This is a genomic window from Coleofasciculus sp. FACHB-542, from assembly GCF_014695825.1.
GTDB lineage: Bacteria > Cyanobacteriota > Cyanobacteriia > Cyanobacteriales > FACHB-T130 > FACHB-T130.
On sequence record NZ_JACJPB010000042.1, the window covers coordinates 121,801 to 147,940 of the forward strand.

Annotated in this window: 20 protein-coding genes; 9 read left to right on the forward strand and 11 right to left on the reverse strand. The window is 48.9% G+C overall.

Annotated features, from left to right (window positions below; all coding sequences use genetic code 11):
* The first annotated feature begins 14 nt into the window (after positions 1–14).
* On the forward strand, positions 15–464 hold the full coding sequence (locus H6F52_RS16270; RefSeq protein ID WP_190414598.1) for a YlqD family protein: 450 nt from the start codon (positions 15–17) through the stop codon (positions 462–464).
* A gap of 74 nt (positions 465–538) precedes the next feature.
* On the opposite strand, the gene H6F52_RS16275 is transcribed toward H6F52_RS16270, so the two are convergent.
* A complete protein-coding gene (locus H6F52_RS16275) occupies positions 539–1,054 on the reverse strand; it encodes a hypothetical protein (protein WP_190527695.1) in 516 nt (171 codons plus the stop codon).
* A 198-nt stretch (positions 1,055–1,252) separates the two neighbouring features.
* Here H6F52_RS16275 and H6F52_RS16280 point away from each other — a divergent pair, with 198 nt between their 5' ends.
* On the forward strand, positions 1,253–2,590 hold the full coding sequence (locus H6F52_RS16280; RefSeq protein ID WP_190536076.1) for a dihydrolipoamide acetyltransferase family protein: 1,338 nt from the start codon (positions 1,253–1,255) through the stop codon (positions 2,588–2,590).
* Between the two features lie 75 nt (positions 2,591–2,665).
* Here the strand turns inward: H6F52_RS16280 and H6F52_RS16285 are convergent, their stop codons facing one another.
* On the reverse strand, positions 2,666–3,157 hold the full coding sequence (locus H6F52_RS16285) for a Uma2 family endonuclease (protein WP_347276221.1): 492 nt from the start codon (positions 3,155–3,157) through the stop codon (positions 2,666–2,668).
* Positions 3,158–3,449: 292 nt separating this feature from the next.
* Here H6F52_RS16285 and H6F52_RS16290 point away from each other — a divergent pair, with 292 nt between their 5' ends.
* Positions 3,450–5,132: a GspE/PulE family protein gene (locus tag H6F52_RS16290; protein ID WP_190536078.1), complete on the forward strand. Its 1,683-nt coding sequence runs from the start codon at positions 3,450–3,452 to the stop codon at positions 5,130–5,132.
* A 72-nt stretch (positions 5,133–5,204) separates the two neighbouring features.
* Here the strand turns inward: H6F52_RS16290 and H6F52_RS16295 are convergent, their stop codons facing one another.
* Positions 5,205–5,582, reverse strand: coding sequence for a hypothetical protein (locus H6F52_RS16295; protein WP_199300591.1), 378 nt, complete (start codon positions 5,580–5,582; stop codon positions 5,205–5,207).
* Positions 5,583–5,584: 2 nt separating this feature from the next.
* On the reverse strand, positions 5,585–5,794 hold the full coding sequence (locus tag H6F52_RS16300) for a hypothetical protein (protein WP_190536079.1): 210 nt from the start codon (positions 5,792–5,794) through the stop codon (positions 5,585–5,587).
* A 277-nt stretch (positions 5,795–6,071) separates the two neighbouring features.
* Here H6F52_RS16300 and H6F52_RS16305 point away from each other — a divergent pair, with 277 nt between their 5' ends.
* Complete coding sequence (locus H6F52_RS16305; protein ID WP_190414591.1) at positions 6,072–6,311, forward strand: helix-turn-helix transcriptional regulator; 240 nt, start codon at positions 6,072–6,074, stop codon at positions 6,309–6,311.
* Between the two features lie 261 nt (positions 6,312–6,572).
* Entirely contained in the window at positions 6,573–8,285 is a 1,713-nt protein-coding gene (locus tag H6F52_RS16310; protein WP_190536080.1) for a DUF262 domain-containing protein, read from the forward strand.
* 195 nt (positions 8,286–8,480) lie between these two features.
* On the opposite strand, the gene H6F52_RS16315 is transcribed toward H6F52_RS16310, so the two are convergent.
* Positions 8,481–11,663 carry an efflux RND transporter permease subunit gene (locus H6F52_RS16315; RefSeq protein ID WP_190536081.1) on the reverse strand — a complete coding sequence of 1,061 codons (3,183 nt, stop codon included), beginning with the start codon at positions 11,661–11,663 and terminating at the stop codon, positions 8,481–8,483.
* A gap of 78 nt (positions 11,664–11,741) precedes the next feature.
* Positions 11,742–13,094, reverse strand: a complete 1,353-nt coding sequence (locus tag H6F52_RS16320; RefSeq protein ID WP_190536082.1) for an efflux RND transporter periplasmic adaptor subunit — start codon at positions 13,092–13,094, stop codon at positions 11,742–11,744.
* Between the two features lie 186 nt (positions 13,095–13,280).
* Between H6F52_RS16320 and H6F52_RS16325 the strand changes: the two genes are divergently transcribed.
* The gene (locus H6F52_RS16325) at positions 13,281–14,288 is read left to right on the forward strand and encodes a zinc-dependent alcohol dehydrogenase family protein (RefSeq protein WP_190536083.1); all 1,008 of its coding nucleotides are present in this window, start codon (positions 13,281–13,283) and stop codon (positions 14,286–14,288) included.
* Between the two features lie 13 nt (positions 14,289–14,301).
* Here H6F52_RS16325 and H6F52_RS16330 read toward each other — a convergent pair whose 3' ends face one another.
* The 3 genes from H6F52_RS16330 to lgt form a co-directional block, all read right to left on the reverse strand.
* Positions 14,302–14,913, reverse strand: a complete 612-nt coding sequence (locus tag H6F52_RS16330; protein WP_190536084.1) for a hypothetical protein — start codon at positions 14,911–14,913, stop codon at positions 14,302–14,304.
* Positions 14,914–15,079: 166 nt separating this feature from the next.
* Positions 15,080–15,934, reverse strand: coding sequence for a precorrin-4 C(11)-methyltransferase (cobM, locus tag H6F52_RS16335; protein WP_242033967.1), 855 nt, complete (start codon positions 15,932–15,934; stop codon positions 15,080–15,082).
* Between the two features lie 386 nt (positions 15,935–16,320).
* Positions 16,321–17,205, reverse strand: a complete 885-nt coding sequence (lgt, locus tag H6F52_RS16340) for a prolipoprotein diacylglyceryl transferase (protein WP_190536085.1) — start codon at positions 17,203–17,205, stop codon at positions 16,321–16,323.
* 402 nt (positions 17,206–17,607) lie between these two features.
* Here lgt and H6F52_RS16345 point away from each other — a divergent pair, with 402 nt between their 5' ends.
* A complete protein-coding gene (locus H6F52_RS16345) occupies positions 17,608–20,517 on the forward strand; it encodes an ATP-binding protein (protein WP_190536086.1) in 2,910 nt (969 codons plus the stop codon).
* A 28-nt stretch (positions 20,518–20,545) separates the two neighbouring features.
* Entirely contained in the window at positions 20,546–21,673 is a 1,128-nt protein-coding gene (gene rlmN / locus H6F52_RS16350) for a 23S rRNA (adenine(2503)-C(2))-methyltransferase RlmN (protein ID WP_190414583.1), read from the forward strand.
* A gap of 31 nt (positions 21,674–21,704) precedes the next feature.
* Here the strand turns inward: rlmN and H6F52_RS16355 are convergent, their stop codons facing one another.
* Complete coding sequence (locus H6F52_RS16355) at positions 21,705–21,887, reverse strand: replication restart DNA helicase PriA (protein WP_190414604.1); 183 nt, start codon at positions 21,885–21,887, stop codon at positions 21,705–21,707.
* Positions 21,888–22,579: 692 nt separating this feature from the next.
* A complete protein-coding gene (locus H6F52_RS16360) occupies positions 22,580–24,916 on the reverse strand; it encodes a glycoside hydrolase family 31 protein (protein WP_190536117.1) in 2,337 nt (778 codons plus the stop codon).
* 363 nt (positions 24,917–25,279) lie between these two features.
* Here H6F52_RS16360 and H6F52_RS16365 point away from each other — a divergent pair, with 363 nt between their 5' ends.
* Complete coding sequence (locus tag H6F52_RS16365) at positions 25,280–26,116, forward strand: dienelactone hydrolase family protein (protein WP_190536118.1); 837 nt, start codon at positions 25,280–25,282, stop codon at positions 26,114–26,116.
* The last annotated feature ends 24 nt before the right edge of the window (positions 26,117–26,140 follow it).

Here is a 26,140-nt window from a genome sequence, read left to right on the forward strand (position 1 = left end):
CAAGCAAAACGGATATGGATGTTTCTCAATCACACCTGCTGCTGAAGCGACCCGTTACGATTAAAGCCGTTGTTACTCCTCGTTGGAAAGAGGAAGCACAGCAGCAACTCCAGGCGCAAATTAACCAGCTTGACTCTCAGTTGCAACAGCTTGAAATGCAAGGACAGCGGGCAATCTCAGAAATTCAAAAGCAGAATCTGCAACCCCCTGGCCCTCAAGTGATGCAACAAATTGACAATATCCAAATCCAGGTTAATCAAAAGAAAAGCGAACTGCTTGAGCAGAAAAATCAACTTCTGCAACAGTTGCAACAAGTGCAGCTGATAGAACTCAACGACGAAGTGAATCACGGTCAGATTGAAGGCTTCTTTAAAGTAGAGCCGGGAGATAATCTGATTCAAAAAATGCAGGTAGAAATTCTCCTGCGCGATGGAATTGTAGAAGAAATTCGCGGGGAAATTTAATGCGAATGGTTAATGGCGAATGGCGAATGGGTAATTCGGAGATTGCCATTCGCCATTTGCCAATATTGGGGCATCTACTGACAATTTTGAGTTGACCAATCTTGATGACCTCGCCCCACATGACACTTGACTTGGGAACCAGCCCATGCCAATTTCCATTCCTTGGGTGTTTGAGCTGATGGGGAGGTCGGCACCAATTCAACGCGATGCCTGATAGCACCGACAGAATCATCTGCAACGCCGGTTTGGGTAATCGTTACAACCGCTAGATTTTGTTGCGGATACTCAAGCGTAACTTCCCGCGTCCCCCCCTCGGATTCAGTTTGACCGAAGTGAGCAATTGCGATCGCTTTGGGGTCAGTTCCCTTCAAAGAGTTAGCGGACTTAATCTCTTGTAGCGGTATCGGTTTATACTTAGTTCGCTCAGCTTCTGCTACAGGTGCATTTTGGCTTACCTGTTGGGAGGATGGCTCAACACTTGGACTGCTGGCAGGCGTGGGAGTTGATTGAGTGCTGTTGCTGATGCTGCAAGCACTCAAGCCCAGTGCCATACCGACTAACACCACGAGGGATTTAAACTTGCCAGACATCGTTATAATAGAGAGTTTGAATTAGTTTTCTCTATCCAATTCTATTCAGCAGCACCAACGTCCGGAGAATTCGGCGTTGAAGGATACAAACTCAATAGACTGTTGTAGAGTCGGATAGTTGTAATGACCATCGGTCAAGATACAATTCAATCTGGCTTTAATCTTGTTTATATAGACTGTCGATTCGGAAGACACCCCATGATTCACGAAGTTTTCATGCCCGCCCTTAGTTCCACCATGACCGAAGGCAAAATTGTCTCCTGGGTCAAATCTCCCGGCGACAAAGTGGAAAAAGGCGAAACCGTGGTGGTTGTCGAGTCGGACAAAGCTGATATGGACGTGGAGTCCTTCTACGAAGGATATCTCGCCACCATTATCGTACCTGCCGGTGAAGCAGCTCCGGTCGGGGCTGCGATCGCGCTCGTCGCCGAAACCGAAGCCGAAATCGAAACAGCCAAGCAACAGGCTCCTGGTTCTGCCCCCGCAACGCCATCGGTAAACGAATCCGCTCCCGCTCCTGCCCAACCTACCGCAGCCCCAGCCACCGCAGCCCCAGTCCCTGTAGAAACGACACCAGCCGCTGCCCGTCGCAATGGACGCAGCATTGTCTCCCCCCGTGCCCGGAAGTTAGCCAAAGAGCTGGGCGTCGATTTGAGTACCTTGCAAGGCAGTGGCCCCCACGGTCGGATTGTCGCAGAAGATGTGGAAGCATTGGCGAATAAGGGTAAACAACCCGTCGGTACAACTGCTACACCGACAATGACGCCCGTGGCTCCGCCTCCAGTAGCACCCGTCGCACCCGCGTCACCTGCACCCGCCGTTAAACCCGCCGCCGCAGCTCCTGTACCCGCCGTTGCCGTTCCCGGTAGCGTCGTCCCCCTCAACACGCTGCAAAACGCCGTGGTGCGGAATATGGTAGCCAGTCTGCAAGTGCCTACCTTCCGCGTCGGTTACACCATCACCACGGATAATCTAGATAAGCTCTACAAGCAGATTAAATCCAAGGGTGTCACCATGACCGGGCTACTTGCCAAAGCAGTCGCCGTAACCTTACAAAAACATCCTTTGGTGAATGCCAGCTTCTCAGACCAAGGAATTCAGTATCACAGTGCGATTAACGTTGCCGTAGCTGTGGCAATGGATGGCGGCGGCTTAATTACCCCGGTTCTGCAAAATGCCGACCAACAGGATATTTACTCTTTATCTCGCACTTGGAAAGATTTAGTCGAACGCTCCAGAAGCAAGCAACTGCAACCCGCAGAATACAGTTCTGGCACATTTACCCTCTCGAATTTGGGAATGTATGGGGTAGACAAGTTTGATGCCATCTTGCCGCCGGGAACCGGGGCTATCTTAGCAATTGGAGCGTCCCGTCCTCAAGTCGTCGCCACGGAAGACGGGATGATGGGCGTGCGCCGACAGATGCAGGTAAATCTTACCGCCGACCACCGGATTATCTACGGTGCTGATGCCGCTGCTTTCCTGCAAGATTTGGCAAAATTGATTGAAACCAATGCCCAATCTTTAACCCTCTAATTCAACCTTCTAAAAAGGGTGGGCAGTGCCCACCCTTTTTACTTTTTGACTTTTAAAAATTAAATAATCCACACCTCACCCCAATAATTCATCAACTGCCACGCTGAACCCTTGTAGCACAACTTGAGTGCTAGCAACCTCTCCAGAAATAAATACAAGTCGCTGATTTTGAGTAACTACAATAATCCAAAGATTATCAGGAAAAACTAGCCAAACTTCCTCCCCACCAGACTGTAAATATTCCTGTGATTTAGCAATTACATCTTCAGCAATATTCGTAGGCGAAACAATTTCAGCAATTAGCGGGAAACTCTTGGGAAATACAGCAGGTTCTCCAAACTGGTTAATTAGTTCTGGTGTTAAATAAGCAACCTCAGGAGAACGTCCTTGCTTATTAGTGCGACAGGGAGGTGAAATATAGACGCTTCCCCCTTGAGTGCTAGAACGCCTGTAATTTTCCCAGTAAGCAGAGAGTCCAGCTTGAATTCGACCATGAGTTAATGTAATTCCGTTTTTCTCTACTAATTTCCCATCCACCCATTCTGTGTTATCAGGGGGATTTTGCATCCAATCTTCTAGTGAGTATTCCTTTGAGATAGTAGAAGTTACCATTGCTATCTACTCGCTTTTACAACACTTGCCTTTATTATTACTTAGCGATTTCTTTTCCCACTCTAGGCAAGCAAAAAATTGCGTAGGGCAAAGTTTGGAGCTTTCGCGATCGCATTCCCTCCATTACAGAGCGATCGCTTCGCCTTAGACTCCGTTTTACGTACACTTCTGATGTCACAGAGCGATCGCCTAAGTTAGGCTGGTGTAGTCTCAACCCCCAGCTGTTGATTTTTCGCTGGAAACAAGAATGCAAACCTCCCCTCCTGCTTCATCCGCTTGGCAACGGCTGAAAAATCGTGAAATTAACTGTGAAGAAGCGCTAAAACTCCTGGTAGACGAGCAAGGAACGCTCCACTTAGCTCTGTTGGATCGAGAGGTCAGTTACCGATTTTTTCGAGAATTTCCGGATCGAAAGTTTTTACCTCCGGTAGTTCCCCTGCTGCTGTGGCGAAACTGTTACTACCTGGGAAGTCCGATGGCTCTTTCTCTAGAGGCGATTAGAGAATTGAGCGATCGCACCTTTACCGACATCAAAATTATCCCGATTGCCGACAAGAGCTATCGCACCTGGTATCACACCCAAAACCTAGACCCCAAACGTATTTCCTCGACTCCCTTAGTGAATCCCCTCACGGGCGAGCAAGAGCAAGAAAATATTAGTGAAACGACTGAGCTATACCTCTCCAAAGCAGTTGACCAGATTGGACGGCTCAAAACCCTGATTTCCGGGGCATTGCGGAACCGCGCCAGCGATATCCACATGGAACCCGCGCCAGAAGGCTTAAGAGTCCGCTATCGCATTGATGGCGTGTTACGGGACATTACCACTCTGCCAGTCGATGTCAGCCGCAAGGTCATCGTCGCCCTGAAAGTCATGTCTGAAATCGACATCGCCGAAAGCCGCCGCCCCCAAGATGGACGGATTGGGGAAAAATATGCTTCCGGCGAAGAATTAGAACTGGGAATGGATATGCGCGTCAGTACCCTTCCCTGCGTGGGTGGGGAAAAAGCGGTGATTCGCTTACTACCGCGCAAAAACCCTTTTTCTAAAATCCAAAACTTGGGATTTACTCCCACAACTCTCGAAACTTACAAAACCTGGTTGGAACAGCCCCAAGGGATGATTATCCTCACCGGCCCGACAGGAAGCGGTAAAACCAGTACGCTGTACACCAGTCTGCAATCCGTCGCCAGGGAACACGTCAATGTGGTGACGGTAGAAGATCCGGTGGAGTACATTTTGCCCCGCATCACCCAAACCCAGGTCAATGAAGCAGCGGGGATGACCTTTGCGGCAGGCTTGAGATCAATTTTGCGCCAAGACCCGGATATCATCATGGTGGGAGAAATCCGCGACCACGAAACCGCAGAAACCGCAGTTCGGGCGGCGCTGACAGGTCACTTAGTTTTTACTACGCTGCACACCAATGATGCTCCCGGTGCGATTCCCAGAATCAAAGATATTGGCCCAGATCCCGGCTTAATTAGTGATGCTCTGTTGGGAATTGTGGCTCAGCGCTTGGTGCGCCGAGTCTGTCCTCACTGTGCGGCACCCTATAAGCCAACGGAGAAGGATTTGCAGGTACTGAGTTTGGAACCAAGTCAAGCAAATTCAACCACTTGGCGAAAGGGTAAGGGCTGCGCCAAGTGTTTCAATTCTGGTTATCTGGGGCGAGAGGCAATTGTTGAGTTGCTGGATATCGATGATACAGTTCGCGAAATTATCTATGACGGCACGATGACGCAGCTGAATCGCTACCTACGGGAAATCAACTTTTTCTCTTTCGGGATGGCAGCCGCAGAAAAGGTAACAAATGGGATCACAACGGTTGAGGAAGTGTTGCGCGTGCTACCCCGCAGCGCCTTCTCCCGCCGCAAGTCTCTGGCTGGAAGCCGCACGGAACAGTTTACGCCGTTGGGTGTGGGATAGCGATCGCGCTCTTGCGGTAAGGCTGCATAAGCTTCGCTCTCGCGCTTCCCCAAAGGTACTATTTTCCTGACTTTATGCGGCGCTTTCCTTTCCTGGTAAGCTGCCCAGATAGTCTCGGCGTTTTACCCAAAGTTGGCGGAGGTCTTCCATCATCTCTTGGTAGTAGTCGGAGAATTTCTGGCTGTCTTCTTTAATCTGAAGTCCGAGTTGTTGCAGTGCGCTAGGGGTGTGGCACGTTTGAAATAAAAGCGCGATAGCATCCCACCAGAGTCGCAATTGACGATAACTCACAAATTGTCCGCCACGATCTGTGCGATGTACAAAAAGTACATTTTGCCAACACTCGAATCGCACAATGAAGGATTCTGGTATTTTCAGGTATTTCGCCAAGAGTGCAACAGTGAGTCGAAATGTCTTTGGCGGTTGAATCCGGCGAAACAACGTTGTCATAATCAATTCACTCCAGGTTTAACTATTGAGCCGCTGGTTTCTGGGGTTGTGTCGAAAATGATGGAGTAGGGAACGTTTGGGGTATTCGCTTTGAGGATTTGCAAATGCGCTTCGGCATCGCTGCGACGACGAAAACGGGCGATAATTAGAGATCGCATATTCGGAAGCGATCGCACGATGCACCACGGATATAGCTTGGAGTAATACGTCATAAGACTCTCCCAGTCATAGCTGCGAGTTACTTAGTTATGGGTTTTGAATAAATATTTACAAGGCTGTCGCTAACAAACCCAGCCAAAGATAGCGATCATGCGATCGCGTGACAGTTATGTAAGAAACTAAAGTCAGGGCAGGCATCAAAGAAAGTCGGACGGCAATTTAGCTAGATGGTAGCTTTTTAAGTTACCTGCTCATTTATAGTCCCTTACTTATCCAAACACGCTTGTAATTATTTTGTCAAGTCTGCTTGGATAAGCTTGTTTGGAAAGTATGACAGAAGAACGACAGCAAGAGCGAGAGTCTCCTTTAAGGCAGCGGAGAGAGGAATTAGGCTTAACTCAAAGAGACATTGCACTGGCTCTGGGTAAGACTGACCAAACAATTAGCAATTGGGAGACAGGTATGTATGAACCAAAGCTCACCCCCCGTGAAATGAAAGCGCTTTGCCGTCTGCTGAAATGGACGCTAGAAGAACTGCCAGATGAGTTTGGCTCATTGCGATCGCAGTGAGGCGCGATCGCAATTTTGGTGTGGAGATGCGATCGCATTTTTGAGGTGTGGATTTCATCGCTCAACACCAGGTAGTAAACGATCTCTCAATACCAATTTTTGGTTTGGTTAATTTTAGTAAGTACTATAAGTACTACTTGATAGACGCGCTCCAGCAAATATGAACAGGCAGAGTTTTATAGGAAACTGGGAATAAATTCCTATAAGTTTCTTTGTGAATACGCTAACGTTGATAGAGGAGATTTAGCGAGGTTTTTAGAAGTGAAGGCATCGGAAACCAGTGTCCGTATCTTGCTTGAAGGGAGTAAGCAGTTCCAAATTCCGCTGTTTCAAAGGCCTTATTCATGGTCTAAAAAGCAATGGGATGCTCTTTGGGAAGACCTGCTGGAAGTATATAACGAGGCGGAAGATTACCACTTCTTGGGGCCTATTGTCACTCAGTCAGTACCTGGGACTCCTGATGGGGTTTCTCCATTTGATCTTATTGACGGGCAGCAACGCCTCACTACCCTATCTATACTATTGGCTGCGTTGCGGGATCACTTGAAAAAACATGACTCTGACTCCGCAGCGGAACTACATGAACTGTATTTAATTAATAGATTTAAGAAAGGTGAAGCCCGCTATAAAATTTTACCTACGCAAGCAGATCAAGAGGTTTATAAGCAAGTTATTGAGGGGCAAATGAATGGAGATAAAAGTATAATATCTGAAGCCTATAAGTTCTTCTGGGAGCGAATGAAGAATAGCAATTCAGAAGAAGATACTGTCTCTATTGACATTACAAAATTAAAAAATGTGGTTTTGGAGAATATAACGCTGGTCAGCATTACGTTGGATGACCGAGACAATCCATACATTATATTTGAAAGCTTAAATCACAGAGGAGAACCCTTAACTCAGGCGGATTTAATACGTAACTACTTTTTTATGCGGCTTACTGATAAAAACCAAAAGGAAATAGTTTACAAAAAAATATGGCTGCCCCTACAAGATGAGTTTAAAAAGAATGCAGGAGAGGAAAAATACTTAAAAGAACTCACTAGAGCCTTTTGGTGTTACTTACGTAGAGAAGGAGTAGCCACAAGCGAAAATAAGATTTACCAGGAACTAAAGTCACGGCTAGATCAAAAATCCGAACATGAGGTTTTGTCGGTTATCAAAGAATTTGCTCAACTTGCTACGTATTATATACGAATTTCTTTTCCTGAAAATAATGAAAAAAATTCTGGGTTACGGCGGGCATTTGAAAGATTAAAAGAATTAAATTTTAGAAATTGTCATCCTCTCCTGCTCAACCTTTATAGAGACTATGAAAATAAAACACTCTCTTTGCAGCAGTTTGAACAAGCTCTGGGTTATGTAGAGTCCTACTTTGTACGTCGGCTGTTTGGGGATTTGTCTGTTCAATTGATGAACAAAATTTTTACAAATTTATATAAAGATGTCAACAAGCGATTAGAAGAGAAAAAATCTAGTAATTTTGTAATTGCATTACGCGAGGAATTAGCTAGTTTCGATACTAATAACAAGGGTCAAGTTTGGCCTGATGATAATTCGTTTCGCAAGAGCATTATTGAAAACTCTGTGAATGTAAAGGACAGCAGGGTGAAGTTTTTGTTAGCAAGCTTGCAAGAACCGTTGACTAAGTTTCAAGTGAAAACAGAGGATCTTACTCTTGAACACATAATGCCTCAGAAATTGACCCCTGCATGGAAAGCATTGCTAGGAGTCAATGCGGAGGAAATATCTAAAAACTGGCTTCACACATTAGGAAATCTGACTTTGACTCCTCCTTCTTATAACTCAGAAATGTCTAACTCACCCTTTAGTAAAAAATTAGAATACCTCCAGAAAAGCGCTCTAACTTTAGACAATCAATACTTTAAAAATGTAGAAACATGGAACGCCGAGGCAATTCGATGCCGCGCTGAATACTTAGCTAATATTGCAGTTAAGGTTTGGCCTCGATAGGAAGAATCCTCATCGTAAGCCTTATCTTCTAGATAATCACCCCATTTAAATAGCGCTCGCTCAATCTAGCCTCAAGCATCACAGGGCACTCACCCCTTGCCCTTATCATCTACTACACAACAGCGCGATCGCTTCTATAAAATAAAACCCCGTAAGTATAAACCTACGGGGTTTTATTTGTGAAATGCACTCTTACTACTTTTTACCAACTGGGAATTTATCTTGTTCTGGGTTGGGAGTAGTGGGAAGCGATCGCTTTCCCTCTGATTTTGTTTTACGTACCTCCCCATTTTTGTGCCCCCGTTTTCTGCCAAATCCGCGCTTCGGCAGTTGCACAAGCCAGCGCTGCAAGTTGTCCACATAGGTAAATAGTACTGGCACCACCACCAGCGTTAGCAGAGTGGAAGTCGTGAAGCCGCCCATCAGGGCAATTCCCATCGGAGCGCGGACTTCAGCCCCCGCACCAATACCCAATGCAAGGGGAATCGTACCCGCAATCGTAGCTAGAGAAGTCATCAAAATCGGTCGCAGACGATCCATCCCAGCGGCGATTAGCGCCTGATATTGCGACTTCCCTTCCTCCTGGTTAATCAAGGTATAGTCCACCAGCAAGATGGAGTTTTTCGTCACAATCCCCATCAGCAAGACAATCCCAATTAGCGCATATAACCCCAACGCTTCTTGGGCAATCATTAAGCCCAACAGTGCGCCGCCTAAAGAAAGAGGCAACGCCACCATGATTGTCAGGGGATGGAGGAAATTGTTGTATAGCAGCACCAGGATGGCATAGATACACATAATTGCCAGTCCAATTGCCGAACCAAAACGACCGAAAATCTCCTGCATAATCTCGGCATCTCCAGCGGATTCCTGCGTGACCCCGGCGGGAAGATTTTTGAGGGCAGGTAGCTGCTGCACCGCTTGCACCGCATCTCCCAGCGCAACGCCCTGCAAGTTCGCTTGTACCGACACCTGACGAGCGCGATTAAACCGATCGATTTGCGCCGGACCGCTGCCAAAGCGGATATCTGCCACCGACAGTAAGGGAACCAGATTGCCGTTTTGAGTGGGCACCTGAAGATTTTTGAGGGTGTCGATATCCTGCCGTGCATCGGGATTTATCTGCACTCGAATCGGAATTTGCCGATCGGGGAGGTTAAACTTAGCCAGATTCGCTTCATTGTCGCCAATGGTGGCAAGGGATGCAGTACGCGCGATCGCTTGCACCGTCACTCCCAAATCCGCCGCTCGTGCTGCATCCGGAATAATCAGAATTTCTGGTTTCACCAAACTGGCAGTAGAGGTTGCTTCCACTAAACCGGGCACGCTTCTCATCTGCTTTTCCAGAGCATCCGCTGCCAAGTTCAAAGCTTCCGGATTTTCACTTTTGAGGACAATTGATAAATCCTTGCCCGCTCCACCGGCTCCCTGACTTTGGAAACTAATCCGCGCTCCCGGTACTTGGGAGAACGCTTGGCGCATTTGTTTCTCAAACTCCTTCTGAGGAAGATCCTCTCGTTGTTCCTTCGGTTTCAGGTTGACAAAAAGATTGGCAGTATTAACTTCTGTCGTTGCCAAGACACTGTCAACGGCTGGGCTTTGCTGAATTAACCGAGTTGTCTGCTGTACAACTTTTTTAGTATCTTCCAGCGTCGAACCGGGAGGGAGTTGCACGGCAACTTCCGAGAAACCAATGTCCCCGTTATCAAATAAACCTTTAGGAATAAACGGGACTAGCGCCAAACTGCCCAGGAAAAATGCCAGAGCGATCGCCATCGTTGTCAGGCGATGCCGCAAAGCCCACTTCAGCACAAAGCGATACGGTTGAAATCGATTTTTTTTCCGGCTGTTAGCGCCGTTCCCGTTCCCATTTCCGGGTGCGTGATTGGCGGGTGAAGTCTTCTTCGGTTTGAGCAAATAAGCGCCCATCATCGGGGTAATCGTCCGCGCCACCAGAGTAGAGAAGATTGTCGAGACAGCAACCGTCACCCCAAACGGCTGGAAAAACTGCCCCGGAATTCCACCCATAAACGCAACTGGCAAAAACACCGCGATAATCGTCGCCGCGCTCGCCAGCACTGCCAAACCCACCTCCGCTGAAGAATCTAAAGCCGCTTGGAAGGGCGTTTTGCCCATATCCATGTGGCGATCCATATTCTCAATTTCAACAACGGCATCATCTACCAAGTTCCCCACCGCCAGCGCCAATGCCAGCAAAGTCATGTTGTTGAGGGTGTAACCCAGCAAATACTGCACGGCAAAGGTAGGCAGCATGGATAACGGCAGTGCCACGGCAGTAATCAACGTGGCACGCCAGTTCCGCAAAAAGATTAGAATCGTCAGCACTGCCAGCAGAGACGCTTGGATCAAGTCATCAATGGTGCCATCGTAGGATTCGCGGATAAAGTCAGCGCGAGTAAAGATGAGTTTTAGCTGGACATCCGTCCCCAGGGTTTTTTGCAGTTCTTCTACTTTCTGGCGTACCCCTTCTTCCACCGTCACCAGAGTGCTGCCAGTGCTACGCAAGACGGAAAAAGACACCACGGGTTGATTATTCAGCAGTGCCGCCTGCCGGGGGTCGGAAGAGCCATCGCGGATTTCTCCCAAAGCGGATAAGGGCACCGAACCCCCGCCCGGAAGGATAATCTCATAGTTTTGCAACGCCTGGACATTCGGCGCACTGCCTAAGGTGCGAATGCTTTGTTCGCTCCCGCCTAACTCCGCTCGTCCGCCGGGTAAATTGACGTTGAGGGCGCGAATTTGGTCGTTGACTTGAGTCGCTGTAATGCCTAGAGCTTTCAGACGATCGGGATCGAGATTGACGCGAATTTCGCGGTCAACACCGCCAACCCGCTTGATTTGAGCGACTCCCTCTACCGACAGCAGGGCGCGGCTAATCGTTTCGTCAACCAGATTACTTAATTCTTCTACCGATTTTTGCTTAGAAATGACGGCGTAGTTCATAATCGGCCCACCGGAGAACTCTAGCCGTTGCACGATCGGTTCGTTGATGTCTGCGGGTAAACTTTGGCGAATTTGGGCGACCGCATTGCGGACATCATTCGTCGCGCGATCGCTATCTGTCCCCAATACAAAATTAACGACGGTGGTAGAGACGCCGTCGTTAACTGTTGAATTTAATTGGTCTATATTTCCCAGACCCGCTACAGCATCTTCAATCGGTTTCGTCACCTGAGATTCCAGTTCCGCTGGTCCCGCCCCCGCCTGGGTGACGGTAATAGAAACCGTTGGTAGATCGATATTTGGGTTGATATCAATGCCCAAACCTGTAAAGGAAAACCATCCGACCACGGTCAAAAACAAAAATAAGACCAGGGTAGGAACGGGTTTGCGAATTGACCAGCCGGAAATATTCATAAAAGGCGAATTAAAAGATTAAAAGATTGCTGATTGCTCGTGGCTAATCGCTGATTATCCTTCGCGATTAGCCATTGGCTATTGACTATTGATGACTCGAACTTTGTCGCCTTCTTTGAGATACCCGGCACCGGCAACGACGACGCGATCGCCTGGTTTTAACCCGCTCTTAATCTCCCTGCTGTCACCACTCGCCACTTCTCCTAGTTCTACCTTCCGAGCTTGAACCGTGTCTTCACCCGATAGCAGGAATACAATGGCACTCCCATCTGGCTGAGGGAGTATCGCCTTGGCAGGTACCGTTACCCCGGTCGTGGTAGTAGTCGTAATTGCGGCACGGGCAAACATCCCCGGTCGTAAAGACAAGCTTTCCCCGCCCGAAGGTTGGGGCAGGTCAATCGTGACGGTTGCTTCACGCCTTTGCGCGTTCACCAGGGGCGCGATTTCTCTGACTCGCCCCTGCAAGCGAATGCGGCTATCGTTATCTGAGGTGATCGTGGCGGGTGCCCCAATTTTTACTTGCGGCAGTTGGATGGCGGGAAGTTGTGCCTCTAGTTCCAGTTGTCCGTTGCGGATGATCGAAAAGAGCGGTTTACTGCCAGAAGTGACATCCCCAATCCGGGCTATTTGCTGAATTTCATCATCTACTTTTGGTCTGGTAACAATGCCGCTAGCCGGAGCGCGAACCTGGGTTTGCCCTAGCTGAGTTTGCAGTTGTTGCAGATTTGCCGCACTGCTCCTGACCTCGGCTTCGGCACTATTGATATTCGCTTGGGCAAGGCGAACCTCTTCTCTAGCGGTTGCGGCAGTGGTGGCGCGAGCATCTAGCTCTTGACGACTAATCGCGCCTGCCTGAGCCAGTTGCTGATAACGCTGGAGGTTCCGTTGGGCTTCTGCAAGGGTGGCTCGGCTTTGCGCTAAAGCAGCTTGTCTTTGCCGGACAGCAGCTTGGCTCGATTCTAGCTGTGCCTTTCCCCGATCGAGTTGCGCTTGTAGGACGGAATTATCCAGAACTGCCATTACCTGTCCGGCTTCCACCGTTTGTCCCTCGTCCACCAAAACTCTCTGGATTTGTAAGCCGGTTGTCTGGGACAAAACGGGGATGAGTTCGCGGGCTTCTACTGTGCCGCTGGTTGTCAGAGTGCGGGCAACTTCGGCGGATTGGGCGACAGTTGCGGTGACACTTTGGCTGGGTGGTGCTGCCTGTTGCGTGGCATCTGGCTTCTTCGCAGTCTTAGGCTGTGAAAGCAGTTTCATTCCGCCTGCGGTGAGGGCGATGCCTATCCCTACGCCAAGCGCCACACCCTTCCAACCAGACAGACCTCTTTTTTTGCGATCGCTCTGCTTCCACCCGTTGTCGGAGGATTCTTCGTCACCGTCCCAGGTTTCATCTAATTCATTAACTTCTATCTTTTTTGGGGCTTCGTCCATCACCGCGCTCCCTCCACGCTTTCACCTTACTGGCGGCAACCTTTTGCAAAGAAATGTTGCAAGGGCTACTTTAACTATGATGCAAAATTTCCGGAAAAAGATGCGATCGCAATGTGACGCTAGGAACCCAGACTTGCGGTAGAGTTCTCAATAAAAGACCCTTGGCTTAGCAACAAGAACGACCTGATGAAAGCAGTTTTGATGACAGCATCTGGCGCACCGGAAGTCTTGCAACTTCAGGAAGTCCCAAACCCGACGATTGAACAAGACACAGAAATCCTTGTCCGTCTTCGGGCGGCGGGAATCAACCCGATTGACACCAAGTTGCGGCAGCGGGGCACCTTCTACCCAGACCAAATGCCCGCTATTTTAGGCTGTGATGGGGCGGGAGTCGTGGAAGCAGTCGGTTCTGGCGTCCAGCGGTTTAAGGTTGGCGACGAAGTGTATTTCTGTGCGGGTGGATTGGGGGCAAAGCTGGGAAATTATGCTCAAATGGCGGTTGTTGATGAGCGATTTGTCGCCAAGAAACCCACCTCTATAAGCTTTGCGGAAGCCGCTGCTGCCCCTCTGGTTCTGATTACCGCTTGGGAAGCCCTATTTGAACGAGGGCGGCTAGAACCCAAGGAACGGGTGCTGATTCACGCGGGTGCTGGCGGTGTCGGTCACGTCGCCATTCAACTAGCTAAGCTAAAAGGTGCGGAAGTTTGTACTACGGTTAGTTCTCAGGACAAGGCTGATTTTGTCCGCGAATTAGGTGCCGATGAGGTAATTTTTTATCAGCAAACTGACTTTGTGCAGGCGGTTCTAGATTGGACTGGAGGAGAGGGCGTAGACTTAGCCTTTGATACGGTGGGCGGGGAAACCTTCTATAAAACGTTCCCCGCCGTGCGGGTTTATAGCGATTTAGTGACGATTTTGGAGCCAGACCCCGCTTACTCTAATTGGAAGGTTGCGCGATCGCGCAATCTCCGGATTAGCTTTGAATTGATGCTAACGCCTGCATTGCAAGGACTCCTGGAAGCTCAACAGCATCACGCAGAAATTTTAGAACAGTGTGCAACCTGGATTGATGAAGGTTCGCTGAAAATTCACCTGGCTAAAACTTTCCCCTTAGAAGCCGCCGCCGCTGCCCACCAACTGTTGGAAGCCGGATCGATTACAGGTAAAATCGCCTTGCTGATCGAGGGTGAATAAAACTAACCAGCGATCAACCCTCATTGCGTGGCTTCATTAGCTGCAAAAGTGCTGTCAAAGCCTTGTCTTCCGAGGCATTGACCCGGCGATCTAGCAAGGCAATGCTGACCGCTTTGGGAAGTGCGATCGCTGCGATGTCTGGATCGAGTCCTTCCATCAATTGCTCAAGCGACTGGGGCACTTTCAATGCCGATCTGACACCGAGCAGCATGGGTTCTTCTAAACCGAGTGCCTGAAGCTGACGAGACCAAACCTCCCAGCTGATTCTGACTTCCGGTTCCGCCGCCTGAATCAAATAAGCCAGCAACCGCTGTAGCTTACTTTGTTGCTGGGGCGTTAGCTGAGGCTGGGAATGTTCTTCTGGGTCGGTATCGACAGTTTCTTGGTTAAGGTTGCTGACAATTTGCTGCCAGTCTTGTTTGTCGCACCCTTCTGGTTGGTCTACCGTCAGCGAAATGCTAATTTTTTGGTCTGAACCGGCGTTGAGGTGCGTGACTTGGGCACGTACACCGAGAAAGCCCAGCCACTGGGCAATCGTCCCAATCAGTGTGGAACGAGTTGCCTGACAGCTAGCGAGTAACCGGATTTGAGTGCGAACCATTGGGCGCACGATTTGCGAAAGCATAGTTTACAAAATTGCCTCGATTATTATCTGGTTATTAACGCTTCATCTGCATTGGGTGCTGTTACCAATCAGACTTTTCTCACCTTACATTTTGCACCGGGAAACTTCTTCCCTACAGGTGTAGGTTTTTGACGATTTGGGAGCGTTAAATATTCAAAACTTACCCTTATAAGGAGGAGTTGGGGGAGAGGTTCGCGGATTTCTGGCGAAACAGATGAGTATGTTCAGGATCGTACAGACGCGAACGACGTTTCGCTGTCGCCAAAGACTCTGGCGTATTTTCCACCGTCCCCAAGGCGGGACTAATCACATAAAGCGTCGTCCGAATCAAATTTTCCTGCTGCGTCACAGTTGCCATTTGATCCAAAGGAACCAGGAAGATTTTCTCATCAGGCCAACCGACTCGAAAGCAAATCGCTACAGGTGTATCGGCGGGGTAGTGCTGCATCAGTTTCGCTTGCGCGTCTTCGACGTGACGCGCCGCTAGATAAAGGCATAAACTTGCCTGATGCGCTGCTAGGGAGGCTAATTCTTCTCGTTCCGGCACCGCTGAAGCGCGTCCGCTAATTCGGGTGAGGATAATCGTCTGCACCAGTCCTGGCACCGTTAGCTCAACTTTGAGCTTGGCGGCGGCTGCCTGGAAAGCACTGATGCCGGGGACAATTTCAAAAGGAATGTCAGCCTCTGCCAAGGCTTGCATTTGCTCAAAGACAGCACCGTAGAGGCTGGGGTCGCCAGAGTGGAGGCGGATCACAGATTTATGCGATCGCACTCGTTCAATCATCACTGGCAGAATTTCTTCGAGGGTTTTATTCCCGGTGCGAATAATTTCCGCATCCGCACGCACCCCCTGCAAAATTTGCACCGGCACCAGAGAATCGGCAAATAAGATTACATCCGCAACCGCGAGTAGTTTCTGCGCCTTAACCGTCAATAAATCTGGATCTCCCGGCCCTGCACCGACAATGTAAACGGCTGGTGCCAGGGGAGACAATGATTCGCCAATAAATTTAGTCGCCAATTCAGACAAACCTCTTCTAGAGTGTGTAACTTATCAGTCATCTGTTGATCGTTCTGCAATTTTGTCAAAATTGCAGATTGCTTCTGATTCCCGTACAGCGGTACCTATCTGCGCCTACCGAGTCAAAAAAATTAAATTGATTACGGACACTTTCCGGATTCGTTCCACTTCCCCGGTAATTAAGGAATGGTAGATGCACCCTGGTTTTGCTCTAGAGTCAAACTCTAGAGCATTTTTTTTGGGATTTTTTTGGGAATAATTTCTCCTGAAACCTGGCTTTTTCTACCAATTCACTTGATTAACGCGACACTTCAACTCTCAAAGCCCGATTATAAAGACGGTTGAGGCATCTGAGGTTTAATCTCGCCCCCGTGAAATGGGAGGATTCATCGTTGGGTGTTCTCGCTGGTAGCATTGTTATCACTAGAAGCTGACACGACATCTGGCAGAGAACGACGCAACAAATAAACCCAAGCCAGACCCGCCAATCCCAGCGCCATTCCCAGTAAACTGATTGCTTGTGCCATTCGCAACGGCCCCAGCATCAAGCTATCGGTGCGTAACCCCTCAATCCAAACGCGACCGGCGCTATAAGCCACCATGTAAACCAAAAACAGCGTGCCTGCCTTGAGACGTGGTCTCTTCAAATCCCGAAAAAACAAGGTCATCAGCAACCCAAAAACCATTAAATTCCAAAGAGATTCATAGAGAAAGGTGGGATGGAAGTAGGCAAAATTTTGGTAATCGGGCGGACGGTTCTCGACCGGAATCAAGAGTTTCCAAGGCAAATTTGTGGGTGCCCCGAAGGCTTCAGAATTGAAGAAATTGCCCCAACGCCCGATGGCTTGACCCAAAATGACAGAGGGCGCGACTAAATCGGCAAGTTGCCAAAAAGAGATTTTTTGGATTCGGGCAAAAATCAAAGCTGCCAAAGTGCCACCGATGATCGCCCCATGAATGGCAATGCCTCCTTTCCAGATGGCAATGATGTCACCCGGTCTTTGGGCGTATTGTTCCCACTCAAATAAAACATAGTAGAGTCGGGCACTGGGAATCGCCGCTACAACTAGCCAAAGTGCGAAATCGCCCGGTATATCTGGGTTGATGTGACGGCGGGACGCCAGATATCGAGAAAGGGTGACGCCAATTAATACGGCTGAGGCAATTAATAGACCGTACCAGCGAATGGTGAACGGTCCCAGCTCAATGAGGATTGGGCCTGGAGAGGTAAATTCAAATGCCAAAGGCAGAGAGGAAATATCAAGAAGCATCGGCTTTGATTGAGTTCCAGCGTAGCCCGGACAAGACTCGCTGCTAGCACTTCATAGTTTATCGAATGCTTGATTCAAGTCTTGCATAGCAGCAGCTAGATCGCGATCGCTCACACGCCTCTAGCTAATTCTCAGTCCCCTGGTCTCAGTTCCGTGGAAATCTGGACACGCTGACACCCCTTTCCAAGGGCAATCAACATTCAATCAATCAAATTACTGCTGACCCTTGCGAAAACTGTCAAATTGTGCAGATAAACAAGTTTCACGATCGCAAGCAGCAAGATTAAGACAAATAGCGGTAGCGAGTACCGATCCGATAGATAGATATTGATATTGCAACTGTACTTATATACGACCGTGATGGCAGCACTCGCGGAACCATCACGCTGAGATCGAACAGAGATGACTGAAGACCGAATTACTCAAAATCTTATCGTTGAAAATCGTAATCTGCGCCTAAATCAGCGTTCATCTATGCACCTGCCGCGCAGCCTGAGTGCCTTAGAAACTTGGGGTTTTGGGTTCACAGGTCATCTAGCCTGGATTGGCACAGCCCCGCTAATTCATGCAGCATTAGGATCATCTGCCATCTTTGTGTGGTTGCCCGCAGCGATTGTGGGGATGCTGCTGAATCTGCAAGTGAAACGCTTAGGAGAACACTGGCCTGAAATATCGGGAGGAACTCCAAATTACACGACTAAGTTACTCAAAAACTATCCCGGTCTAGCTCGTTATGCGGCGATCGCGTACTTCATCGGCTGGGCAGGATATCTGCCAATCAACCCAATTATCCTCACGAATCTCATCAAGACTAATCTAGAACCTTTAGGGATTGATTGTCCGGAAACGGCTCTGAAAGTTGGATTCACGCTGATTGCTTATATTGTGGCGCTCAGCGGTACGAGAGCTTTAGCTATCTTGCACACGTTTTTCATTCTTCCAGCAGTCGGATTCTTATTGGTGTTTTGTCTTCAAGGTCTAGGATGGTTAGCCTTCTCGCCCGCGAGTCCCGGCTTTTTTCCTAGCAGCTGGTCAACCTTAAACTTTGTGGATTGGGCAAAGTGGTCTTTTTTCGCAATCTACATTGCCTACGCCTGCGAGACAGCCTCCGCATTTGTCGCCGACAGCCGACGCCCTGGAGAAACGCTGCGATTTCTCAACTTGTCAGCTTGGCTAATTCCGCCGGTTGTTCTCGGCGGTTCTTGGGTACTCATGCGCTTGGCAACTGTACCAGACTTGGGCGAAGACACGTTTTTGAACTTGTTCGCAGCAGCAAAGCCATTCTGGGGTGAGTCAGCTTCCTTAATCGTGACCCTCCTGATTGTCTCGAGCTGTCTTCTGGCTTGCGCGACTGCGGTTTCTAATGCTCCCCGCATTCTGTACCAGCTTGCCCTAGACGGGCACCTTTCCCCTGTCTTCGCTACCGTCTCCCGACAAGGCGTTCTGCAACCTGCCCTGATATTTTCCCTTTGCACCAGCTTGATCTATCTGGTTTGGGGAGACATTTCTCGGATTGTGGTAGTAACGGGTACTGGCTATCTGGTCGCCATGATGTCAATTCATCTGGGACTGTGGTTGCACAGAGGTAAACCCGAAGTACGCTGGTCTTGGTGGTCGCTGGGCTTCTTTGCTGTCGAGGCGGTTGTTCTGGTAGTGGGGGGTTTAAGTTGGAGCTGGCAAGATGTGCTAGTTGGGCTGCTGTCTCCGATCGCTGTTTTGGCTTGTGATGCAGCGATTCGTCGGATCGCATTTGAGCCTTTCCACCCAGCCTGGTGGATTGAGCGTTACCGGGTGAAAAGCTTTCAGGCCAAAGATTTTGTTGCCTTTCAGGTGATCGTCCTGATTCTATTGGTTTGTAGTGCGACGGCGATCGCCTGGGTGCTTCGGAACGGGATTGGGCAGATTTCTGGGAATGCCAGTAACAATCTTTTAGTCATTTTGCTGATGACGCTCGCTTTTGTAGCGATCGCAGTTGCCTGCTGGACTAGCTTGCCTCAAGTGGCTGCGATCGCTGAAGCACGGGAACACGCGGAAAATCTTTTTATCACTGCCCTAGACACGGTTCCGGATACCATTCTCGTTTTGGATGAGAGCGGCGCGATTCGTCAAGCCAACCCAGCCGCTGTTGCCCTTTTCGAGATGGACGCTCATCAGCTGATTGGGCGTCGCCTCAACGATTTCCTCCCTGGGTTAGCTGGGTCGCCTGAGATTTGGCAAAGTCGCAGCGAACAGACATTCCGGCAGGATGAAACAAGCTTACGCACGATCGAGGTGACGCTTTCCCACCGCTCAAATCGCCAACTTCAAGAATATATTGTCATCCTACGCGACATCACGGAGCGCAAGCTCTCAGAAGAAACATTGCAGCAATCGGAAGAGACTGCTAGAAAGCAAGCGATCGCTCTAGAAAAAACTCTGCGAGACCTGCGGCAAACCCAAGCTCAACTAATTCAAACTGAGAAAATGTCTAGCCTCGGTCAACTCGTTGCGGGTGTTGCCCATGAGATTAATAACCCTGTCAACTTCATCTACGGAAATCTGACCCATGTGGGTAACTACACTCAGGATCTTCTCGGTTTAGTTAACTTTTACCAGCAGGGTTATTCCTACACTGACCCCAACATTCAAGGCTTGGTTGAAGAGATCGATCTTGATTTTCTAATTGAGGATTTGCCGAAAACTTTGTCTTCGATGAAAGTAGGGGCAAACCGCATTCGGGAGATTGTTCTGACTTTGCGTAACTTTTCTCGGTTAGATGAAGCCGAGATGAAACCTGTCAACATTCATGAGGGAATCGATAGTACCCTCGTGATTTTGCACAATCGCCTCAAGCATAAACCAGAGTTTCCGGCTATTCAGGTTATCAAGCAATATGGCAACTTGCCGCTGGTGGAATGTTATGCCGGACAAATGAATCAGGTATTTATGAATATCTTGAATAATTCGATTGATGCTTTGCAGGAGCAAGATAAAGCGCGAAGCTCAGAAGAAATTAAAAAGAAACCCAGCACTTTAACAATTTCTACCCAACTTTTAGACAAGAATTGGGTGAGAATCGGGATTAAAGATAATGGGCCGGGGATGAGTGCAAGTGTCCTAGGGCAACTGTTTGACCCGTTCTTTACAACAAAACCAGTCGGTCAAGGCACTGGACTGGGTTTATCGATTAGCTATCAAATTGTTGTAGAAAAGCATGGCGGAAAGATGAAGTGTCTATCTCGACCTGGGGAAGGTGCAGAGTTTCAAATTGAGATTCCGATCGGGCAAACTTATAAAGTGAACCCCAGCGTCGATCGAGAGGTTCTAGGATAGAGATCCTAGCGAAAACTTTTGATTATTTATGTCTGCTACGTCCCGCTCTCAGGTTCAGTCTTCTACAGACAGTCAGCATCAAAATCAGTTTGATGAAACTGCTCCCGTTGCTAAACAGGGGGTAACGAATAAAAACCCAGCCAGAACGATTCCTCCCCTTTTAGGGGCAAATTTAGCTGAATTAACCCAATGGGTGCTTGCTCAAGGACAACCGGCTTACCGGGGACAGCAACTGCATCAGTGGATTTATGAAAAAGGAGCGCGATCGCTTTCTGAAATTACTGTATTTTCTAAGCAGTGGCGCGACCAAGTAGCAGATGTCCCGATTGGACGCTCTACGATACATCATCGTTCTGTTGCTCCAGATGACACGGTGAAGTATCTGCTACGGTTGGCAGATGGTCAAATTATCGAAACAGTCGGTATTCCCACAGAAAAGCGCCTCACGGTGTGCGTGTCTTCACAAGTGGGTTGTCCGATGGCTTGCGACTTCTGCGCTACTGGGAAGGGTGGTTTTACCCGCAATCTCGCACGTCATGAAATCGTCGATCAGGTGTTAACGGTTCAGGAAGACTTCAAGCGACGAGTCAGCCATATTGTATTTATGGGGATGGGCGAACCTTTACTGAATACGGTAAATGTTCTGGGAGCGCTAGAGATACTAAATAAAGATGTGGGAATCGGACAGCGTTCGATGACACTCTCCACCGTGGGAGTACGCGATCGCATCCTCGATTTAGCGCAACATCACTTGCAAATCACCCTTGCAGTTAGCCTCCACGCACCCAATCAGGCACTTCGGGAAAAACTTATCCCTACGGCTCAGCGATATCCCCTGGAAGATTTGTTAGCAGAATGTCGGGAATATGTTCAATTAACAGGTCGCAGATTGACATTTGAATACGTCCTGCTTGCGGGTGTGAACGATCTTCCCCAACACGCGAATGAACTTGCATCCCGCCTGCGGGGATTCCAAACTCACGTCAATTTAATTCCCTACAATCCTATCCACGATGCTGACTATCAGCGTCCGGATTCTACTCGGATTCAAGCTTTTGTAGCAGCTCTGAAAAAACAGCATATTGCTGTTAGCGTTCGCTACTCTCGTGGTTTAGAAGCCAATGCTGCTTGCGGACAACTTCGAGCTTCTAAATAATTCAGTAAAAGCAATTCTTTGAGGATTGCTTCTACAGACGACTTGCATCAAGACCGGGTGCGTATGCTTCGATTACTCTCCCGGTTCGAGAACAAGTCACCATCAAGTAGTCACAAGTACGGCATTGTGTCCGCGTTAGCTGGCTGCTAGAAATATAATGCCGTTCACCCGGACTGCCACAGTTAGGACAGCGAATTGCTTGGACGAGCTGCATTGTTAAAGTTTTCATGTCAGTAAGTTTTTTAAAACAAGAGAATTGCTAGATTTGACCCCGATACCATCCGGTAAAAGTGTAGCTAAAGTAACAATTTAGCTACATGCAATGAGTGAAAAATCAATTTACCTTTCTAGACTATTATGGCAACCTTTTTGATAATTATCCATAATCAATTGAATGATTTATATGAATCATTCTTTAGGAATATGAGTCTATCTAGCTTTGATCCCCATTGTGAACTTATGCAAATGCGGGAGGTTTGCACAGGCATTTAACATCGTTTAGACATTTCTGACGTGTTGATTTTGTAAAGTTGGGCAGTTCTTTAGTAATAATTTATAGAAGTTCTCAACATCTATCAGAATTAAATTTACAGCTAAAATAAAATTCTCTGGTTAAACTTTATGTGGATTTAAGGTTTAATAAAATTCTGGCATCTGTCTATAGAGATATTTCTTTTTTACAAAATAGGGTTGAGCGAGAAGATTGCAGATAGGGGCATCAGCGATCGCTCTGATGGAACGTAAAGGATGCCAAAAAAAGCGATTCACCCTCAAGAGCAAATCGCTGACCGTTAAGGATTGAGATTAAATCCGGTTAATCGCGCCTCCCATTAGAAGCACCTCCTCACTCCGGCTCCCCTCTCCGTGAAGGTCGAGGGTCTGGGGGTGAGGTTCTATCAAGCCAATTTAAAAAGTCAGTTGACGCGCCGTACTATCGTCAACGAAACGCTGTTCGCCAACGCCCACTAGCTGCACGATAGTTTCGCGGCTGGGTGGCGTCCAATTGCCTTCACGGGCGGCAATTTCAACCCTCGTTTGTTGCCCTTGGGAATCAACGCGGTAGGTTGTGGTTGCAAAGGCACCCGTTTGATATTCAAACGTATGCCCATCATCTTCATAGAGCCTAAACTTGCCCTCTCCAGGCCAGATGCGGAGAGTCAGTTCGTCAAGGGGACGCTCATCCATGTATTGCATCACCGGCTGCATGGGGATAATCGCTCCCGCACGCACATATAGCGGCATTCGCTCTAACGGTGCATGAGCTAAGATATGCGTCGCGCCTTCGTAACGTTCTCCTGTCCACCAGTCGTACCAAGTGCCTTCGGGAAGATACACGGCACGGTATTCTACCCCTGGTCGATAGATGGGTGCAGCCATGAGGGAAGAACCGAGCAATACTTGGTCGTAGAGTTTATAGGTTTTCGGGTCGTTGGGGAAATGATAGAGTAAGGGACGTAAAATCAGTGCGCCAGTAGTTGCAGCTTCCCAAAAAAGCGTGTAGATATAGGGCAATAGCTGGTAGCGGAGATTAATATATTCGCGGCAGATAGCTTCGACGCGATCGCCAAAAACCCAAGGTTCGTGTCTTGCCGTACTCATTGCCGAGTGACCGCGCATCAACGGGTAAAGCATTCCCACTTGCATCCACCGAGCAAATAATTCCGCCGTGGCGTTGCCAGCAAAACCGCCAATATCGGAACCGACAAACGCCACACCGGATAGTCCCATATTGCAGAGCATCGGCAGGGACATTTCCAGATACTCCCACAGCGATTGATTATCGCCCATCCACACCGACGACCAACGCTGAATTCCGGCAAAACCGGAGCGTGTCAGCACAAACGATCGCTCTGTAGAACGCAGCCGCTTCAGCCCTTCGCAAGCCGATTGAGCCATTGATTGCCCATACAGGTTGTGAGTTTCGGTATGGGTAGTGCGTTCTTCCGGCGAACCTTGGGGGGCATCTAAGGGAAAGGATATTTTATTCCCCGGATCTCCAAACGGGCGATCGTCTATCGCCGGTTCGTTCATATCGTTCCAGATACCCGCAACGCCGACTTCAGTTAGGCTTTTGTGCAAGTCGCCCCACCACTGGCGCACTTCCGGACGCAGAAAATCGGGAAATACTGCTTTGTCGGGCCAAACGTAGCCGTGGAATAGCTCACCCTCTGTCTTACGGATAAAATAGTCATTTTCTATCCCTTGGTCGAAGACGTGGTAATCGGCTTCCGGCTCGTACTTGACGCCTGGATCGATAATTGTCACCGTCTTGAAGCCATCCTGCGCCAAGTCATTGACCAATTGGGCAGGATCGGGGAACCGTTTGGGACTCCAGGTAAACACCCGGTAGCCCTTCATGTAGTCGATATCGAGATGAATCACATCGCAAGGGATGCGACGGTTGCGGAATTCCTGGGCAAGTTCTCGCACCACCTCTTCAGATTCGTAACTCCAACGGCATTGGTGATAACCAAGGGACCATTTCGGTGGAAGTTGCATCCGACCTGTTAGCTGCGTGTAGGTGCTAAGAATTTGCGCCGGTTCCGGGCCATAAATGATGTAATAATCCAGCTCATCGCCCCGCGTTTCCATCCGATAGACGCCCGGTTGTTCTGCACCAATATCGAACTGGCTCCAAAAAGTAGTGTTAAAGAAGATACCGTAGGCGAGTTCTGGACGTAGCGCTATGAAAAATGGAATCGCCTGGTACATTTCATCGGTAAATGAACTGTAATCCAGGGCGTCAACTGTCCAGTTTGTTTGGACTTCGCTGAGTTTATCGAGTAGCTTGGTGCGTTCGCCAAAACCGTAGAAATGTTCATCAGCTTCGATGCGTTTCCAGGCAGCGATCGCGCCCATGCGTCCAGCCATTCCCATTCCGGTATCATGCGCGAAAGGTCGCCCGGTTTTATCAAAACACTCGATCCGACACCCTTGGCGGTGAATGTACACCCGCATTTGCTCGGTTTCAATTTCTACCGCTGCGTCAGTTTCCCGAACTTGGAAGGAGACGATTGACCATTCTGCATCATCCAACGTCACTGCCCACGAACGACGCGGCATCAATTCGCCACTGGGTGCCCAGCGGACTCGGACTAAGTTCGGTGCCAGGATGCTAATCGCAAGGCGCGAATTCTCACAATCGCCGTAGATTCCTCGATCGTGGCGTTCTATGGTTTTTAGCGTTCCAATTGTTGACCAAGATGTCCCTGTTGTAGGCAGTTTTCCAAAATATTGCGGCATCACCCCTCCCGGTAAACTGTGAATTTGAGTAGAAGCGATTGATAAATTGCCTCTACCGCTAGCGATCGCTAATGAGCAAAATGCTTTTACTCGCCTCGATCCAGCTTGTAACAGTTGATCGGCTGCGGCTTCTTCCAGGGGGAAGGTTTTGCTTCGGTGATGCTGGGGTGGAAGAAGTCCGTATAACAACGGTGTCAGCATCCATTTAAGGAGGATGACTCTTTGGGAGATAGCAAGCAAATTCCCCACTATGACAGCGGATTTTATGTGAACTTTGTTAGCGTGGTTTCGGTGTTTAGCCATCAGTAGGGAGTGGTTATTCGCGCCCAACTGATGCACAATCTAGATTTTTGGAGAAAACTGCTGATGAAATTCACGCGCCGCGAATTTATCATGGCCTCTACGCTGGCGGCAGGGTTTGCCCTAGCAGTTCGCCCCATTTCTGCCCAAGTCATCACGACCGATAAGAAAGGCTTGGTGGCAGGTGAAGTGAAGATACCCGTAGAAGATGGAGCCATCCCCGCTTATCGGGCGATGCCTGCAAGGGGTAAGAATTTCCCCGTGGTGCTAGTTGTGCAGGAAATCTTTGGCGTCCACGAACATTTGCAAGATATCTGTCGTCGCTTTGCGAAACTGGGTTATTTAGCGATCGCGCCGGAACTCTATGCGCGTCAAGGCGATGTTTCCCGGATGAGCGATATTCAAGAAATTATCACCAAAGTAGTTTCTAAAGTCCCCGATGCTCAAGTTATGTCAGATTTGGATGCAACGGTTGCTTGGGCAGCCAAGTCCAGTAAGGGAAACACCGATAAACTGGGAATTACAGGCTTTTGCTGGGGTGGGCGAATCGTTTGGCTGTATGCGGCTCACAATCCCACGCTAAATGCTGGCGTTGCCTGGTACGGACGCCTAGTAGGCGAGTCTTTGCCCCTCATTCCCAAATATCCTCTCGACCTAGTTGATGAGCTGAAAGCGCCCGTACTGGGACTCTATGGCGGCAGCGATACCGGCATTCCGAACGAAACTGTCGAGAAGATGCAGGAGGCACTGAAAGCAGCAGACAATGCTTCGGAAATTATCCTTTATCCGGACACTCCCCACGGCTTTTTTGCCGACTACCGCCCCAGCTACCGCAAAGAGGAAGCAGAAGACGGCTGGAAACGCCTGCAAGCTTGGTTTAAGAAGTACGGGGTTGCTTAAGAAGCGATCGCTCATTTTGCGATT